This is a genomic window from Exiguobacterium sp. s161, from assembly GCF_018619045.1.
Classification (GTDB): Bacteria; Bacillota; Bacilli; order Exiguobacteriales; family Exiguobacteriaceae; genus Exiguobacterium_A; species Exiguobacterium_A indicum.
Genome location: NZ_JACSNH010000008.1, coordinates 56,650 through 74,406, shown reverse-complemented (window position 1 = coordinate 74,406; position 17,757 = coordinate 56,650). Strand labels below are relative to the sequence as shown.

The following is a 17,757-nucleotide window of genomic DNA, read 5'->3' as shown; positions in this document are numbered from 1 at the left end:
TCAGTCACCACACTTTCGTTAAAAAAGAGAAGAGGCTTGTCTTTGCTTCGCTTCGAGCGACTCATTGAGCTTCTCGAGCTCTTTTTTGTCCGTCTTCTTTGATAACTGTTGCTTTTGATCCTCGAGTGCTTGAATCTCTTCATCTAACTGGACGAGTATTGCCACTTGCTCCTTCAATTCTTCGTTATGAACCGTCTTGACGCTTTCTTGAGCCTTCGTCACATCTTTCAATGCGATGTAAGCGCGTGTTTTGGCTTCCTGACGAGCTGTCGTCATCTCGACGTCCGGGATGGAGACTGCACGTTTATAGTCTTTATCTAGGATAGCGAGATCAAAGGTCCCTTCATCCGTCGGATAAATGGCTTGGAAGGCTTGCAATGTCTCTTGACGATCTGTTGCGAATGACTTCGACTGCATGATGATCGTCTCGACATCGATTGGATCCTTCGTCACGGAGACCGCTTGGTCGTAGTCCTGTTCTTCGACATACTGTGTAATCAGGAATTGCTGTTGTTCATCGTTCAACGACTTTCGTTTTTCCAGGCGTTCGACGAGTGGACCCGTCTCTCCCGTCAACGCTGCTTCATACAATGGTTGCCAATCTGAAGTTTCCGCTTGGACGCCGCTCGGTGGATCCGGCTGAACGAGTTGGACAACGGACAACGCACCGAGGAGCAAGAGGCTGACACCGCTGACGCCGTAGACGAGACGACGTTGCCCGCGACGTAAGCGGGAGACGTGGGTCGCATTCGGCTGTTGCTGAATCGCTGACGCCGTCATCGTCTTGTAGGATTCCGGTGTTAAACGTTCCAAGTTCTCGAGCAATAAGATCTTCTTTGTTGCATCCTCCTTCCGGATCCGGATGCGTGGGATTCGGTCTTTCAGCTGCAGATAAAGATTCGGATAGGTCGGATCACCAAACTGGAACATTCCTTTGTAGACGAGTTGGTCAGCATCATCAAAAATCCGGAACTCACTCGAGAAGCGTTCGTTCGCTTGCTGGGCTTCCTGATGAACTTGTGTCGATAATAAAAGCGCCTCCTCATACGGGAGACGCTCATAGTTCGGAAAGCCATCTTTCGGTACATCCGTGAAACGGATGAAGAGCATATATTCTCCTCCTTTGAAGCGAGACATCGTAACGAAGGCAATAAAAAAAGCCATCCAATTCGGAATGACAGTCTGCGCGATCACTTGTTCAATTAGAATTTGATATTATCGTTGACCATCTCAGCCAGCGTAAAGGCACCCATGACGATGATCAGACCGACAGCGCCACCGACGAGCCAACCGACCGCTTTCGAGCGTCCGCGGTCTCCCCCGAAGATGAAGTAGAAGCCACCAACTGCGAAGGCGATGGCTGCTGCGATGACAGCGAGTCCTTGAAAGAACTGGAGTAAGCTGAGTCCTGTTTCATTCAATCCCATCTGTTTTCCTCCTCTCAATCCCGTGACGCGGATGCAGGCAATGTGAAATTCAGTTTCGAGTCGAGTGCTTCTAAGATCAGTTCCTGGTTCTCCTGGATAACGAGTTGATGTTGGGCGTCGAGCCACTCTTCATAGTCTTTCCCTTGAATCCGGAGCAACTTCTCGGCAAAGGTCTTGTTCTGCTTCTGTTCACGTGTCGGCATAACATACACTCCTTCCTTGAGGTCGATGCGCAGCAGCACATCCTTAAGGACAGTCGGAGTCGAGCAGGGCGGTGGGTTTGGAGCACGTTCTCCCACGAACTCTGATGTCCGGTACCGGACATCTGTCTAGGGTTTTTCGATAACCCTCAACGAATACGTGACCTGTGGGCGAGTTTTAGGCGACTCTCGCCAAACCATTTCTGCGTATATCCCGCTCACCCGGTCACTCGTGAGGGACACGCCAATATATGTTTGGAAGGACTGTCCTTAGCGATATGCTGCTACAGTCATCATTTCTTCCGGTCATTGTTTCGTGTTACTCCATAAGCAGATACATATTCATAGATGGTTCACTGATGGACGAGTTTACGGCGTGAAACATGAATCAATTCGTCATCCGGATGCTTTCGTTTTGCAATCACTTGATTCTCTCCGACGACCGTACGGATTCGGTAATAGAGTTGCGAAATTTCTTGCGTCTCTTTACTCTCTTGTTCGATCGCAATTCGTCCATGCAGCTGATAGGTCTTACCGTCAAACGTGCGGACGGAATCCGCAAGTGGCAGTTCTGCTAGATCGAAACGTTCTTGCTTTAGGTTGGACCAATTTCTCTTCTTCTCCATCCTTAAGTCGAACTCATCCCAAGGAATAGATCCAAGCGTCTGTTCACAGGCTGTCGCAAGGATTTGGACATCCAGGATGGAAGGAAGTGAACGATTCCGCTCATAGGCGCTAATTGTTGCCTGTGAGATTTCTCCGTACGTCTTTTCCGCCAACTCTACCTGACTCCAACCATGTTCCAGACGTTCGCGTTTTAACCACTCTCCGAATCGGTACATAGTACATGCTCCTTTCCTTTGAGAACTACTTTATGACAATGTCTTCCTGATGATAGTTAGAATATAGCAGATTATTCTGTTAATTCAACTTATATTTTAATATGTCAACTTTATTACATATGTCGAATAATGACGATACTAGTTGCATCAAGTCTAATTTTATAAAATTAGACTTGATGCGGTGAATATGTATTCAAATTGTAAAATATTTAAATAAGTAAAATGATTATTATAACTCAAAATTTAGCTAAGTCATTTCAGGAAAATTGATTGCGAAAATCGTATCAAATTAAGTAACCACTTTTATGTTATTTCGCATTTATTGCTAACTCTCATAGAAAAGAGATAATATGGTTTTAAATCCATATTATTAAAACGAATAAAAATTAATTGTATTTTTTAACTTTTCCATTTTATTTTTCCTTCATATTAAATTGTGAAAGTAGTGATTATTTTGTCTAAATTTAAAAGTTATGAGAAAAAATTAGGATCAAATCGATTGAGTATTACTACTAATGATAAAGAGATATTTATAAGTCCAGAAGAAATTTCAGATAGCTGGAAAGATAACTATATAGAAAAAGTATCTAGAGAGAAAGAAGAAATTGGATTAAGAGTACCTCAATTTGGTGCATTATCTGCTATTCGAGCTCATTGGACTACTTCATCCACTCCAGCCACTATTGTTTTACCTACTGGTACTGGCAAATCTGAAACTATTTTTTCTACAATAGTCTCTGAAAGAATTACTTCATCTCTTATTGTTGTTCCCTCAAATTATTTAAGAGAACAGCTTTACGAGGGTGCTAAAAAATTTGGGATTTTACCTGAATTAGAAATGATATCAAAAAAAGCATTACTCCCCACAACTTTAATGTATAAATCAAAACCTAAAAAAGAAGATGAAGATTTGTTACTTGAATATATTTTAATGTCTAATATCATTGTTACGACTCCTAGAATGCTAAGTTCTATGTCGCCAAAAATAATGAAACAATTAGTTCAAAAAGTAGATGTAGTGTTCTTTGATGAAGCTCATCATTTAGCAGCTAAAGAGTGGTCATTAGTCAGAGAGATGTTTACAGAAAATAAAATACTGCAGTTTACAGCTACTCCATTTAGAAATGATGGAAAAAAGATCGATGGAAAAATCATTTTTAATTACGATCTTTCACTAGCTCAAAATGCCGGATATTTTATGCCTATCGACTTTTATCCTATTAAAGAATTCGACGAGCAAAAATCTGATTTAGAAATTGCAAAAATTTCAATTAAACTTTTGGAAAAAGATATAGATGAAGGGTTCAATCATATTTTATTAGCTAGAGCAAACACTCAAAAGAGAGCGGATGAACTGTTTAAAGAGATTTATTCGACGTTTACTCATCTTAATCCGGTTGTAATCCATTCAAATATTCCTGCAGCTGAACGAAAAGAAAAGATGCAATCTATCAAGAACGGTAAATCTAAAATCGTGGTATGCGTTGACATGTTTGGAGAAGGGATAGATATCCCGACGTTAAAAATTGCAGCTATTCATGACAAATACAAATCTTTACCTATAACTCTACAGTTCATTGGTAGATTCGCTAGATCTGGAAAAAAGAAGCTAGGAAACGCTAAATTAGTAACTAATATTGCAATAGACGATTTGAAAGAATCCGTTGAAGAACTCTATCACCAAAACTCTGATTGGAATCAACTTTTAAATATTCATTCAAGCAATGCTATTTCTAAAGAAATTGAAACAGATGAATTTTACAGTAGTTTTAAAAAAGGTCATGTGAAAGATATTGATTTGTCACAAATAAAACTTAAAATAAGTACTCGCATTTTTAGAAATTTTTCTGCAGAAATTGATATAAATCGTTGGGAAGATGTATTAGATAAAACTAGAACAACAAACTTGATAAATGAACAAGATAATGTTTTTATTTTCATCGAAGAAATTGAATCTAGAGTACATTGGTCAGATCAAAAAAATATCTTTCAATATGGTTATGATTTCTTTGTTGTTTTTTATGATAAAGAGAAAAAATTGATTCATATACATGAAACCGATGTCAGTAAAGGAAACAAACTCATCGAAAAAATCTTTAAAGAAACATCTGCTATTAAAGGGGATGTAATTTATCGAAGTTTAAGCGATATCAATCGTTTAATGATTGGAACACTAGGTTTAAAGCAACAACCAAGCGGACGAATAAGTTTTAGAATGTTTACTGGATCTGATATTAAATCTGGAATTAATGAATCAATATCTGCAGGTTCAATTAAATCAAATTTGTTTGGCTATGGATATCAGAATGGAAATAGAATCAGCATTGGTTGTTCTTATAAAGGAAAAGTATGGATGAGATGGGTTGAAAGCATTGGTTTTTGGAAGGAATGGTGCAAATTAATTGGCTCAAAAATATTAGATGATAGTATTAGTACCACTGAAATTTTTGAAAATTCGTTAGTCTCAGAACCAATTAATAAATTTCCTGAGGGTACGCCATATAAAATTTTATTACCTGAATCCATCGAAACATCCAATTCACTGAGTAAGCAATTTTATATTGAAAAAGAAAATAAACATTATCCATTTTTTAATGCTGAATTAAAAAATCCAAAAATTATAAAAGAAAAACTTCATTTTGAACTATGGATAAATGAACGCAAATATGTTTTTGCACAAAGTATCGAAAAAAACTCATTTTCTTTCTCACAAATCGAAGGTGATGAATTATTTATACTTATTAGTCGAACTAAGAAGATAAGCGCAACAGAATATTTGTTTAATAATGCTCCTGAAATATCATTTATTCAAAATAATGGTTTAGTCGTTGTTGTACAAGAAAATTTAAGCATTACTGTCAATCCTAAAAAAAATATTGAATTAAATCCAAATAAATTAATACCAATCAATTGGATTCAACTTGGTGTCGATATTAAATCTGAATCTCAAGGCATTAACAAAAAAACTGACTCTATTCAGTATGCTACGATTCATAACATTGTAGATCAATCATCAGATGTTATCTTTGATGATGATGGTTCTGGAGAAATCGCAGATGTTGTCTCGATCCAAATTAATTAAAAGATGAAAGATATAACATTTAATTTATACCACTGCAAATATTCAGATGGAGTTAAACCCGGTGCTAGAGTTAAAGACTTATATGAAGTATGTGGTCAAGCAGAAAAATCGATTATTTGGAACGATAACATCATTGAACTGATTGATCGTATGATTTATCGTGAAAATGCTAGAAGAAAGAGTCATTTAAGTTCTAGATTCGAAAAAGGGGACTTAAATATATTGAATACCTTAAAAAAAATGATTCGATCAGGCTATGTAACTCGATTAAATATTTCAATCGTTCAGCCCGGAGTTTCCAGAAGTAAATTAACTGATTCAATGAAACAAGTCATTATTTCAACAGATTCACACTTAATCGATACCTATGGAATTCAATTTAATTGTTACTTTAGTAATTAATCGACTTTTCCGAGTAGAATAGACAATGAAATTAATTGAAAACAACCTTAATGATTGTGTCGATGTCATGTATACCTTCGCTAGAATTAAGGGCTTTTGTGTAGCAGGAATTTTTAAGATAGGAATGATCGTAATGTATTAATCGATGTTTATCTATTATTTATAAATACAAGAGATTTCACAATTAAGATTATTTTAATTCAGATTTATAAAAATATCTTGGGTGATAATGCACATGGTGATTTATATTACGGAAAGTACTCAAAGTAAACGGGGTGTAGTTTAATTCATTCTATGTATTACCAGACAAATTCAATGGATATTCACATCACTATAATGGCATGGAAAAACGGATACGATTGAGAATTCAAAGCGGCTGCTAGAAAAAGACTATGCAAGTGAACTTTAGTTAATTTCCTTCAAAGGAAACGGTATTTTCCATTAATATATTATAAAATAAGGAGAATTATTATGGAACAAGAACAAACTACTAAGAAAATTTTTGGTTCAGATTTTCATTGGTCAGATCCAGAAAGAGTTGCATCAATGAGTTATTTATGTGGATTCTGTAATGATAAAGTATCGAGTGATAAAGGGTATAAAATTAATAATTTTTCTGACGGAAGTGGTAATACATTTCACTACAAAGGGATTTATATATGCCCTTCATGCAAAGGTCCTACTTTTTTTGATTTTAATGAGAGACAATTCCCCGGTAAAATGATTGGTCATTTTGTAGAAGAGCTTCCTCCACAAATCGCATCTCTTTATACTGAAGCACGAAATTCTTTTTCTGGAGGTGCTTACACAGGCACTGTTTTACTTGCTAGAAAGATGTTGATGAATATAGCAGTACACTTCGGTGCTGAAGAGAATAAAAATTTTATTTTTTACGTTAATTATTTATCAGATGAAGGCTATATAAATAAATCGAATAAAGGTTGGATCGACTATATTCGATTACAGGGAAACGAGGCAACTCATAAAATAGAATTAAAAAGCGAAAAAGAAGCAGAGAATATATTAAAGTTTATAGAAATGCTATTGAAAACTAATTATGAATATCCTTCATACGTTATATCATCTGAAGAAAATTAAGCTATCTATTATTTTAAAGAAGTCTAAATTTTATATAATTTAAAAATAAAGGAGAAATAATTAATGTACGATATTGATCAACTATACGAGAAAGTAGAATATGAAAGGTGGATTTTGGACAAAATTAGTAATTTATTTTCTCAACAAATTGATGATGGTCCACAATTAGTAAAGTTCAATACTATTGATGAAGGGACATTTAATCATTTCCTTAGAGTTAGTGATTCATTATTAACTCATTACAAAATTGATACTTATATAGAATTGAGCCCATTATTATTTGTAAATTCTTTTAAAACCATAGATATGATCGTTGAATGGATATTGGAAAGTAATAATGTCGTCATTAACTCTCAATCGACTTATTTATATAAAATTAAAGAATTCAAAAAAATTTTAAATAAAAAAAATTCTGCTTTACCTCTTGAGGTACAAAATAAATCAGTTTATTTAATCCTAATTACACTTTATGAAAATTTGAGGATATACAGAAATAAAGTTATTCATGCTTCGTGGGGAAAAAATGTACAAGGAAATCTTAACTTTGAAAAAACGAAAGGGTGTTTGAAGAATCAAATTTTGCAATTCAATACAATTATTAATCTTGCTAAATTATTAACCACTTTACTTTCAATTTTTGTAGAAAAAGAAAACAAAGGATTCATGATCAATAATTTAAAGTATTTATCAGACAAAGTTTTTGAATTACACAAAATCCAAAAATTTCATATTACTACTCCTCCTGTTTATTATAAAGTTGAGTGTACTTTAAATAGTAAAGATGATGTTATAGATTTAGTTAAAATATTTGACCATTTGAGCGTAAGTACGCTTAATCGTCCATTTTCATTTTCATTAATTCTTTTATATAAAGATCAAGAAAAAATTTTTTCCTCGGATACAATTAACAAATTAATTAATGAAAAAGTCGAGTTCTTAACATTAAACTGACCCTTATTTAATGCTAAAGTACTCGATGCTTTCCGACCTACACCCTCATTAACTGGTATAGATCATGTTGTAATATAGAATTACTTTAGGGGTGATTAAGGAATATCAATATCATCGCCGCTTCTAATGTTAACGGTACTTTAACTCCCCCTCGAAGCCTTCCCTGAACCTAGAAAATAGTAGTTTAAAGGCTTGAAGGTAGATATGTTACCTGATTTATAAATTCAGCTAAAGAAGAGAACATAATTTCTTTATGCTAAGGTGCAGTATAAATTATATATCTCATTAAAACAGTCTAATCATCTCCAGTTGAAGTTATCGTTTCGTAAGCACTAAAACTAGACAAATGGTCTACTGATTTGATTCTGACTACATGTGTTTATCCTATAAAACCTTTAGCTCCTATTACTTCATCATGCAAATAAGCATATCCATGCAACCTCAAATATTTTTCATAATTGATAGTTGATTTGTAAAGAAGTAAATACAGTTTGATCGGACTCAAACCAATCATCTCTCGCTCAAAGTTGACTTGTATCAATAGAACAAAATGATACCTTTCTTACTGTTGCTCCGCTGGCTTAACCTCGACTGGTTGCGTCAAGAAGGAAACGCAACACCACCAATAAGACGGGCAAGGCGAGCGGGGCGTAGCGATGTTTCATAGCAGCATGACTTCCTTCTCCAAATCATAAAAAAAGACTTCGTCTCTCTTTGTCTGATGCACGTCATAGCCTTACGTGTTAAGGCGAGGGAGCTTAATCTTTCTTGAGAGAGGGCAACTGAAAAGAAGATACTTGCTATATATCGGCACTCAATGTCCTTCCTCATGATAACCCCTCCCCGCTCGATGTGACTTCGTAACTACAGTACCCTTGCAGAGACATTTACGTGTTAAAATCCGCACATCCTCATAGCACGATTTAACAGATTCATCAAACTTTAAAGAGTCATAATATTTCTCTCCATCATTCGTCTCACTAACATAAGAATACTTCTCTTTATGAGACGATAAATCGTTCGACGTCTTGGAGATAACCTGGAGAGAAACATCCAATTGACTGATGACTGATTCTCATGAATTCTCCCCCCGCTAAATTCACCCCAAAAGATATTATGTCAACTATATTATCCATTTAAAATCACTTGTGATAATTACCTGTTATCACAAGTAGTTGTTTGTTATACTGAATATAAATAAATGATGTAATACAATTAATGATTACTTAGATACCTTTTAAATACGTTTGTATATCAGTCATAATCAAATGTAATACGCAAGTAATTGGTATTTTACTTAGCACATGAATAAAAAAGGTGTCAAAAGAGGAAGCGTTGAGTAGATTGATGGGAGGATCGATGATGAACGAGGAAATAATGAATGAAGTGGAGATCCGAGAAGAGGCAGCATTGGCATTTGCCGATAGCCGGGAGAAGTTGCTCGCGGTACTCGAGAATGACCACTTAAATATGGAAGCACTGAGTGACATCGAGATCTTTGAGTTATTCTGGGCGACGGAGTTGTTCCCGATTTATAGTCAAAAAAGCCCGCATACAAAGCGGGCCTACAAACAAGATCTCGATTATATTTTACGATTTTTTGTGACGAAGACACAGGGTGTCAAGCAATTGACGATCCTGAATCTGCACGAGTACTTAAAAGAGGTCCATGACCAGTATGCGCCAAGGACCGTCAAGCGGCGTAATGCCATGTTGCGACGCTTTCTTCGCTTCTTGCACGTCAACGATTATCATGCGCGCGATCTGTCGCTGCAGGTGAAGGAGCAGATGAAGCCAGAGCCGCTTCGCCGAGAAATTGATTTTGATGAGATGGAAGCAATTGCCCTTGCCTTCCGCCATACGGTGAAGCAGAAAAAGAACCGCGAGCTGTTGCAGCTGCGCAATGAGACGATGGGCTATCTGTTGTTGACGACAGGGATGCGTGCTAGTGAATTACTAGCACTACAGTTCAGCCAGGTTCAAGAGCATTCTTCTAGTAACTATATTGAATTTAAAGGAAAGCGTGAAAAGTGGCGACGCATTCCGTTATCCCAAAAATCAATCCATCTTATCGATCGATTAAAGCAATTAATGCAAATTGAAGGGTTAACGAATCCTTATATTTGTTTCAATATTAGGACTAATAATAATTCTATTTCTTATGAAGCATTGAGACTTATCGCTCAAGCTGCTTCCGCACAATTAACATTACAAAAAAATTCACCCCATTGGTTTCGCCGCTCTTTTATTACAAAGCTATTAGCGAATGGAATTCCTTTATATGAAGTCATGAATCTTTCGGGGCATGAGTCAATAACGACTACGAATACGTATCTTCAACAATTAAAAAAATCTAATTTAAATGTGCTACCTTATGATTAAGGGACTTTTTATATAAAACGTCAAATCTCCTTAATAATTAGACATTGATTAATATACGAGAAAATATAACATTTATCGGTCATTCTACTAAGTTTACTTGTATATTAGATTTTTATATAAAACGACCGTTTTGTTAGATGGTAAATGCACTATAAATTAAATGACGTATCTACATCCGCAATGTGTACTTTATTTTTAATTCAAAATGTAAACCTTTAATTTGTCGACTAAAAAAGCTCGTTTATTCTCTGTACCTTAAAATAAAAAAAGCGGTCTCCGACCTTAAATCAGAGACCGTATTTGTTTATTAATATTATAGTTCTTCAGCTTTATTATGATTAAGTTAGAGAATCTGAGAATCATCGCTTGCGATACCTAATCCAATTTAATATCATTCTAGCCTTATTAATTGATAACGATGGAGCATTTATAATTGGTATGTTTATTCAATTCTGTTAAAAATTCATCTAGGGATTTATTAGATGAAAATTTACATTCAAGAAGGTAACAACCCTCTCCACTAATTTTATGGTTATTTATTACGTGCTGATTTTGTGTTTCTACGAACAAAAGATAAGGTTGATGACGATCACTTTTATTGAAGATTGTAATAAAAGCATGTATTGGATAACCTAATTTATCTTGATTTAATTTAACAGTATATCCTTCGATAATACCTTGTTCCTCCAACTTCATTACTCTAGCTGAAGTCGCAGGACTAGATAGATGTACTTTCTCACCTAATTCTTTCATCGTAATCCGGCTATTTTGAGAGAGTTCTTTTAAAATGAGTACATCCGTTTTATCTAACATCAGTAAATTCCTTTCATTAATAAAGTCAAACACACAAATGACTTTAATCAAGCCATGTATTTATTAATTGTACCTAGTATAGACTATAAATAGTTTAAAACAAACATAATAAAAGGAGATAGAAAAATGCAGATACACCACATTCGTAATGCAACAATTGTCGTAAAATATGCCGGTAAGAAATTTTTAATCGATCCGATGTTAGCTGAGAAAGGTACCTTTGCCCCTTTCCCTAACTCACCTAGGCAAGAACAAAATAATCCTTTAGTGGACCTACCTATGTCTATTAATGACATTATAGATGTAGATGCTGTTATTGTTACACATTTACATCATGATCACTGGGATGATGCAGCAAAAGAGGCATTACCTAAAAAGATCAAGTTATACGTACAAAACGAAGAAGATGCAACCATTCTTCAAGCAGATGGTTTTCAGGACGTTGAGATTTTGAAAGAAGACACAATTTTTGAGGACATACAACTGATTAAAACAAATGGAGAGCATGGTCGAGGTCCTATGGTGGAACTAGCTGGTCAAGTTTGCGGTGTTGTCTTCAAACACTCAAACGAGAAGACATTATACGTGGCTGGCGACACTGTTTGGTATGAAGGAGTTCAAGAAGTCATTGACGCCCACAACCCGAGTATTATTGTGGTAAACGCTGGAGACAATCAATTCCATGAAGGCGGTTCTTTAGTAATGGGAAAAGAAGATATTTACGAGGTATATAAAGCTGCGCCGAACGCAAAAATCATTTCAGTCCACATGGAAGCTGTGAATCATTGGGCGCTATCTAGAGAAGAACTAAAAAACTTTATTGAAGAAAAAGAAATCTCATCCCATGTTTTAATCCCGGATGATGGTCAATCATACACCTTCTAAATATAGAGGAGAAGTATAAATGCATACAACATCTAAATTATGGACAAAAGATTTCCTCATTCTTTCTTCTGTTAATTTTTTCTTGACACTAATATTTTTTCTATTAAATGCAACAATCGCTCTTTATGCTGTAAATGAATTTAATGCGTCTACAACTCAAGCAGGTCTAACAGCAGGAATTTTTATTATCGGAGCATTGATCGGTCGCTTATTCACAAGTCCAATTACGAATAAATTTGGACAAAAGCGCATACTGATAACTGGATTATCCCTTTTCATTTTAACAACCTTACTCTACTTTGTAGGGAACGGTATACCTTCTCTCCTGGTAAGCCGGTTTCTAAACGGAATTACCGTAGGTATAGCAACTACTGTGATTGGGACAATCGTCGCTCTTACTATACCGGCATCGCGGAGAGGGGAAGGTATTGGCTATTTTGCCGTAAGTACAGCGCTGGGTACCGGAATTGGTCCCTTCATTGGTCTTTACTTGAGCCAACGAACAAGCTTCGACATGATTTTTACTTTGTGTCTTTTATTAGGCATTTTAAGTTTGATCACCGCATTCTTCGTTCAAGTTCCTGTATTGGAAAAACCGAATGTTATCGAAAAAAAATCCGGTTTTACGCTCTCTAACGTGATTGAACCTAAGGCAATTCCAATTTCCATTATGATTTTAATGATGACATTTGTTTTCTCTAGTGTTCTTTCCTATATAAATTTGTATGCTTTGCAACTAAACTTAATTGAAGCGGCCAGCTTTTTCTTTATTGTCTATACTGTAGCCGTTCTGATTTCTCGTCCGTTTTCCGGGCGAATTATTGATAAAAAAGGTGCAAACTTTGTTATGTACCCGGCTTTCCTTCTATTTGGTGTTGGAATGTTACTCCTTAGTGTAGCAAGTAGCAACATTACTTTACTATTAGCAGGTGCTCTGATTGGTTTAGGATTTGGAAACATTTCATCAGTTAGTCAAACAATAGCCGTTAATATGGTTGCCCCACATAGAATGGGACTTGCGACAGCAACTTTCTTTATCTTTTTTGACTTAGGCAATGGATTCGGTCCTACTATTCTCGGAAGTCTTATATCAATAATCGGATTTAATAAATTATATGCAATATTAGGATTTTTTGTCTTTGCAGTATCCGTCCTTTACTACTTTTTACATGGAAAGAAAGTAGCCAAAAATTCTGTCCATACACCATAAAAAAGACAAATATTCTTTGGTTAGTGCCATACTGTACTAACAATCGCATGATATGGTTTAATAAATTTTCAAAGGATTAAAAACGTTCAACACACAAAATGCAGATAAATGTTAAAGTAAAAACTTTTTTAAAATCTGCGCTGCATAATGGAGACATTAATAAATATCTTAAAGAGCTAAAACAAAAAGCCACATTGACAGATTTATAGAGAATGAAGTTACTCGTAAACCTATAAGAAAAAGAATAAACGGAGAGATTGGTACTGAGTAAAATTATCAATCTCTCCTTTTTTATATTAAGTTATCAAATTAGCATGATTAGTTGAAAATAATTCAGCTACTTTAAAAATAGTTCGGAAAAGTACACTTTTACAAACAAAAAAGGAAGAAGCGTTTTCTACCTCCTTCCCTTCCAATAAGTGCTGATATGTGGTGTCTGTTTCTGTAATATGAACGAGCTGAAGCCATTGATTTTCCAGCTACTGCTCATGCACTTCCACATATACCGTGCCCATGACCTTGTCATTAATAACCGCCTCTAACTTCCACATGCCCGTTTCGGGCAGGGACATCAGGGTCGGGATATGATGATCGGCGCCATTATTCGGACTTGGTATCAATATATCCCCTTCAGGAACCACTTCAATTCCCTCACTGCTGTTCTCATGGGTTCCAACTACTTTGAACGAACCGGTAAGCTCTGTTTGGCTTCCCCAGAAATGCCACATGTACTTTTGGGGTTTATTTTCATAGAAGCGGACCACTTCACCGCCATCATAAATAAAGCCTGCTTTTTCTTCTTCACCGATCATTGTATAGCTACCTGATTCAAATAAAGGGCTTTCTTGCCATTTCGACTCATCGGTTTTTGTTAGGACCAAGCTTTCCTGTTGATCTCCCCATTCGATCGTTCCAGCGATTTCATCCTCTTCCGAATATAAAATACAGGTTGTGCAAGTCCCTAAATCTACATTTGGATAACCGCCATCTTCACTCAGTAGAAGCGCTCCCCCAAAGGATCCTTGATCATTTTTGTAAACAAACCGATAGGAGACTTTCTCGGGCTTCGTGCCCTCCCCGGTATACTCGATGGTCATAAACGCTTCCCGTCTATCCCCCTCTATCCCCTTTTGGGTATAGGTTACTTTCCAGCTGTTGCTCTCATCGGAAAAATTCATCACAGCCCTTTCCCCTTGTCCCAATGATCCAACCGAGGACTCCTGTCCTTCTTGGATAAGGGTCACAGCGAGGAATGACGCGACTGCAATCAACAGGAGTGCAAAAATGGCAGCAAACCGAAACGTATTCATTTGTCTTCGTGGAATGTTAAAAACGGCACGTCGCATTTTTTCCTTCGATTCCTTGGACAGTGAAACAGCATTCGACAGCCGCTGGAACTCCTCATCTTGTCGATTGTTCATAATTCACCCCTCCTTGCTTCTTCATGGAATCCTTCAATGACACCAAAGCTCGGGAAAGTTGCATCTTCACTTTGCTTTCGCTCCATCCGAGAACTTCCGCCGTTTCTTTGACCGACAGCATTTGAATTTTCCGGAGAATGATCACTTTTTGATGGCTCATCTTCAACGTGGAAATCGTTCGGTACAATTCCTTCAGATTGTCTTGCTCCAGAAAAGCGGATTCTGCGCTTTTCATGTTGATGGGTGAGTCGAACAGGGTGGAAACCGGGTGCTTCTTCCGGAAATGATTCATTGTCGTCGTATAGGCAATCCGGTAAAGCCATGTCCGGACTGCGGAATCTCCCTTGAATTCTCTTGAGTGGACAAAAGCTTTGATAAAGGTGTCCTGCGTCAGGTCTTCTGCCGTACCGCGGTCCTTCACCATAAACAAAATATATTTGTACATCTCCTCCGCGTAGTCTTCGAACCACGATTCTGTTTCCATAAGATCACCATCCTCTTATCTAATTAGACACATAAGTTCACTCTTCCGTCACAGCTTTTTAAAATAATTTTTATAAAAGCTTTGTATTCATCCATAAAGAAATATTCAAAGAAGTCCAGATATAACGGAAAAGGGAGAGAAGATGTGGTTGTTCCCTCTTCTCTCCCTTCGTATTCAAGTAACTTCCGATAAATTCATGATATGTAAACTAAAAATTCCAGCCAAAGATATTTAAGACTTCTAAATTAGCTGCATTTCTAATATCGATTTTTGGAAAAAAATTGGAAATTTACTTATCGATTAGTACTGCATATTCATTAATTTTTTCAAAGCTCACATCATTTGAAGTCCTGACTAATAAAAACAGTTATTTCAGTTCTACCCATCCATTCTTTATCGCCGTTACAACTGCTTGTGTCCGATCAAGCAGAGCGCGATAGAGTTTTGGAAGAAAAAGAACAGTTTTTCTGTGTCCACTTTCTTGACGGAAGACCAAGAAAGATGTTTGCTTCATGGTTGATTCCCCATCCATTTCAGTACCAATGCACATATCTTTTTTCATTGAATTGCCTTATTACTTAGTTGATTAATCGCCTAAATCCATTAGAGTTAGAATTACCTGACGGGATAAGTTCAGTTAGTAAAAATACCTAAACAGAAGAAGTGAGGGAGAAAAAAGATGACAGCAACGAAAAAAGAGAACAAAAGAAAACAAAAAAAAGAGAGATCCTCAACATACGGATTCCTCTTTTATAGTGTGGCTCTCTTTGTTTGGGCCCTTTATGATTTTGTTTTGAATGATAAAACGGGATGGCAAATGCCCATTTTGCTTATTGGACTGGCTATTTACCTTTGGTCAAAAGTGTTTTACCACCAACAACTAGTTAAACAACTTGCTGAAACTAAAAACAGTTTTAAAAAAACTTAATGACAGAATTTCTTTCGAATCCGAACAAGACAAATGGTAAATTCATATAAAACTCATCTTTCTCCATTAAAAAGAGTTGGCGAAAAATGCTGAAAATTATTCAAATACAAGATATTCAATCTTTTCCTTCATTACAGAAGCAGTACTTAAAAATAGTTGTAGCTCAATGCAGCTTTTTGCTGAGCGAAGCTCCAGCTTTTTTGTAGTATGGCAATACATCAGTTCGTTTTTCATAATGGTAAAAATAGTCCAGTGTACCGAGAAATAACGCTTTCCCCATTCTTTGACGCTCCAACTCCGATTTTATAAATTGAAGATCCTTCGAATTATCGATAAATCCTATTTCAGTTAGGGAGGCAGGAACTGTGTTTTCACGCAGCACGGCTAAATTCCCTACTTTAACTTGACGATTGGTCAACTTCCACGCTTCTTGCATGCGTGCCTGCAGATAAATGGAAAGCGCACGTGACTCTTGGACGTTCGGATTTGTCGCTGTTGTTTTCGCATAGTAAAAGGTTTCTTGTCCGTTTACTTCGCCATTAAATTTATTTGTATGAATGCTAACAAAAACATCTCCATCATTTTTTGCTGCTGCCTTAGCACGGTCACTTAACTCAATGAAAACGTCGGTACTGCGTGTCATTGTAGTAGCAATCGGTGTTTGATCAAAATAACTTTTCATGTGTTTTCCGACATTTAGAGTAATCATCTTTTCTTGAAAACCATTAGCGACGGATCCTGGATCTGTCCCCCCATGACCGGGATCTATAATAACTTTCAAATCACTCGTTCCTAGGGAAGTGGAAACTGGTGCGGGAACAGTGGGCTTTAAAGCTACAAGATAATTTGTACTGACGTAACCAGTAACACCATTCACCTGAACATGTGACCAGCCATTTTTTGATGACGCGACATTAACGGTTGTTCCATGTTTCAAACTGCTTATTACTTTATCCGAAGTGCTGGGACCAGAACGCATATTTAAAGTATCAGCACCTGTATTAACATACATTGTCTTGCTAAATGAAACACCCTCCGGTTTAACTCTGAAATTTTCATTTAAGCTTCTTGCCAAAAAAATTGCAAAGTCTGCTCGAATGATGGTCTCATCCGTTCGAAAACTGCCATCAGGAAAGCCTTGTGCAATTCCTTTTCGCATTAAGTTATCCACCGAAGTAGAGACACTGGTTCCACCCAAATTAAAACTCCTATTTATCAGAAGAGCCATCTCTCCACGAGATAGAACTTTATATGGTTGAAACGAGCCATCGGGATAACCTGATATTATTCCTTTCCGAACTAATTCATCCACATATCCTGAAGCGAAGTTGCCTACTTTTACGTCAGAGAATTTGGTATTTCTTTTAACCCCACTTAACCCTAGTGCTCCGCCGAGCATAGCGGCTGCTTCACCTCGAGTTACCTGTCGATTAGGCACAAAAGTTGTTGCCGTTACCCCGTGGACAAAACCACGAGTCACGAGATACGAGATTTCAGCTTGAGCTCGATGATTAGCTACATCTACGAAAGTGAGATTTGTATTTGCATAACTTTTTGGCGTGTAGATCGAGACTAGCAAAATCATTACAAGCATTATTATCTATTTTTTCAACTCATAATACCCCCTATTTT

The 17,757-nt window shown here is 36.6% G+C and carries 17 protein-coding genes; 8 read left to right on the top strand and 9 right to left on the bottom strand.

Annotation, left to right across the window (positions count from 1 at the left end; all coding sequences use genetic code 11):
* Positions 1-18: 18 nt before the first annotated feature.
* The 4 genes from KNQ14_RS15580 to KNQ14_RS15565 all read right to left on the bottom strand — a co-directional run bounded on the left by KNQ14_RS15580 (position 19) and on the right by KNQ14_RS15565 (position 2,469).
* On the bottom strand, positions 19-1,110 hold the full coding sequence (locus KNQ14_RS15580) for a hypothetical protein (protein ID WP_214861733.1): 1,092 nt from the start codon (positions 1,108-1,110) through the stop codon (positions 19-21).
* Positions 1,111-1,202: 92 nt separating this feature from the next.
* Positions 1,203-1,427 (bottom strand): hypothetical protein, encoded by a 225-nt coding sequence (locus KNQ14_RS15575; RefSeq protein WP_050678812.1) that lies wholly within the window; start codon positions 1,425-1,427, stop codon positions 1,203-1,205.
* Positions 1,428-1,441: 14 nt separating this feature from the next.
* A complete protein-coding gene (locus KNQ14_RS15570; protein ID WP_214861732.1) occupies positions 1,442-1,630 on the bottom strand; it encodes a hypothetical protein in 189 nt (62 codons plus the stop codon).
* Positions 1,631-1,980: 350 nt separating this feature from the next.
* Complete coding sequence (locus KNQ14_RS15565; protein WP_214861731.1) at positions 1,981-2,469, bottom strand: helix-turn-helix transcriptional regulator; 489 nt, start codon at positions 2,467-2,469, stop codon at positions 1,981-1,983.
* A gap of 499 nt (positions 2,470-2,968) precedes the next feature.
* Here KNQ14_RS15565 and KNQ14_RS15560 point away from each other — a divergent pair, with 499 nt between their 5' ends.
* The 5 genes from KNQ14_RS15560 to KNQ14_RS15540 all read left to right on the top strand — a co-directional run bounded on the left by KNQ14_RS15560 (position 2,969) and on the right by KNQ14_RS15540 (position 10,384).
* Positions 2,969-5,551, top strand: a complete 2,583-nt coding sequence (locus KNQ14_RS15560; RefSeq protein WP_214861730.1) for a DEAD/DEAH box helicase — start codon at positions 2,969-2,971, stop codon at positions 5,549-5,551.
* 3 nt (positions 5,552-5,554) lie between these two features.
* A complete protein-coding gene (locus KNQ14_RS15555) occupies positions 5,555-5,953 on the top strand; it encodes a hypothetical protein (protein ID WP_214861729.1) in 399 nt (132 codons plus the stop codon).
* Between the two features lie 471 nt (positions 5,954-6,424).
* The gene (locus KNQ14_RS15550; RefSeq protein WP_053451928.1) at positions 6,425-7,051 is read left to right on the top strand and encodes a DUF4145 domain-containing protein; all 627 of its coding nucleotides are present in this window, start codon (positions 6,425-6,427) and stop codon (positions 7,049-7,051) included.
* 63 nt (positions 7,052-7,114) lie between these two features.
* Positions 7,115-8,002: a hypothetical protein gene (locus KNQ14_RS15545; protein ID WP_214861728.1), complete on the top strand. Its 888-nt coding sequence runs from the start codon at positions 7,115-7,117 to the stop codon at positions 8,000-8,002.
* Positions 8,003-9,364: 1,362 nt separating this feature from the next.
* Positions 9,365-10,384: a tyrosine-type recombinase/integrase gene (locus tag KNQ14_RS15540; protein WP_214861726.1), complete on the top strand. Its 1,020-nt coding sequence runs from the start codon at positions 9,365-9,367 to the stop codon at positions 10,382-10,384.
* A gap of 405 nt (positions 10,385-10,789) precedes the next feature.
* On the opposite strand, the gene KNQ14_RS15535 is transcribed toward KNQ14_RS15540, so the two are convergent.
* A complete protein-coding gene (locus KNQ14_RS15535) occupies positions 10,790-11,197 on the bottom strand; it encodes an Lrp/AsnC family transcriptional regulator (protein ID WP_058266030.1) in 408 nt (135 codons plus the stop codon).
* A 126-nt stretch (positions 11,198-11,323) separates the two neighbouring features.
* Between KNQ14_RS15535 and KNQ14_RS15530 the strand changes: the two genes are divergently transcribed.
* On the top strand, positions 11,324-12,082 hold the full coding sequence (locus tag KNQ14_RS15530; protein WP_214861724.1) for an MBL fold metallo-hydrolase: 759 nt from the start codon (positions 11,324-11,326) through the stop codon (positions 12,080-12,082).
* A gap of 19 nt (positions 12,083-12,101) precedes the next feature.
* Positions 12,102-13,292 (top strand): MFS transporter, encoded by a 1,191-nt coding sequence (locus KNQ14_RS15525; RefSeq protein ID WP_214861722.1) that lies wholly within the window; start codon positions 12,102-12,104, stop codon positions 13,290-13,292.
* Between the two features lie 479 nt (positions 13,293-13,771).
* Here the strand turns inward: KNQ14_RS15525 and KNQ14_RS16840 are convergent, their stop codons facing one another.
* From KNQ14_RS16840 to KNQ14_RS15510, 3 genes are all read right to left on the bottom strand, one after another.
* The gene (locus tag KNQ14_RS16840) at positions 13,772-14,713 is read right to left on the bottom strand and encodes a DUF4871 domain-containing protein (RefSeq protein WP_251132685.1); all 942 of its coding nucleotides are present in this window, start codon (positions 14,711-14,713) and stop codon (positions 13,772-13,774) included.
* The gene (locus KNQ14_RS15515; protein WP_214861720.1) at positions 14,694-15,197 is read right to left on the bottom strand and encodes an RNA polymerase sigma factor; all 504 of its coding nucleotides are present in this window, start codon (positions 15,195-15,197) and stop codon (positions 14,694-14,696) included. The genes KNQ14_RS16840 and KNQ14_RS15515 overlap by 20 nt, the downstream gene beginning before the upstream one ends.
* Before the next feature lie 367 nt (positions 15,198-15,564).
* Positions 15,565-15,759: a hypothetical protein gene (locus KNQ14_RS15510; protein WP_101803054.1), complete on the bottom strand. Its 195-nt coding sequence runs from the start codon at positions 15,757-15,759 to the stop codon at positions 15,565-15,567.
* A 117-nt stretch (positions 15,760-15,876) separates the two neighbouring features.
* On the opposite strand from KNQ14_RS15510, the gene KNQ14_RS15505 reads away from it, so the two are divergent.
* On the top strand, positions 15,877-16,125 hold the full coding sequence (locus KNQ14_RS15505) for a hypothetical protein (RefSeq protein WP_225218477.1): 249 nt from the start codon (positions 15,877-15,879) through the stop codon (positions 16,123-16,125).
* A gap of 163 nt (positions 16,126-16,288) precedes the next feature.
* Here the strand turns inward: KNQ14_RS15505 and KNQ14_RS15500 are convergent, their stop codons facing one another.
* Entirely contained in the window at positions 16,289-17,710 is a 1,422-nt protein-coding gene (locus KNQ14_RS15500; protein WP_251138427.1) for an N-acetylmuramoyl-L-alanine amidase, read from the bottom strand.
* Positions 17,711-17,757: the final 47 nt, after the last annotated feature.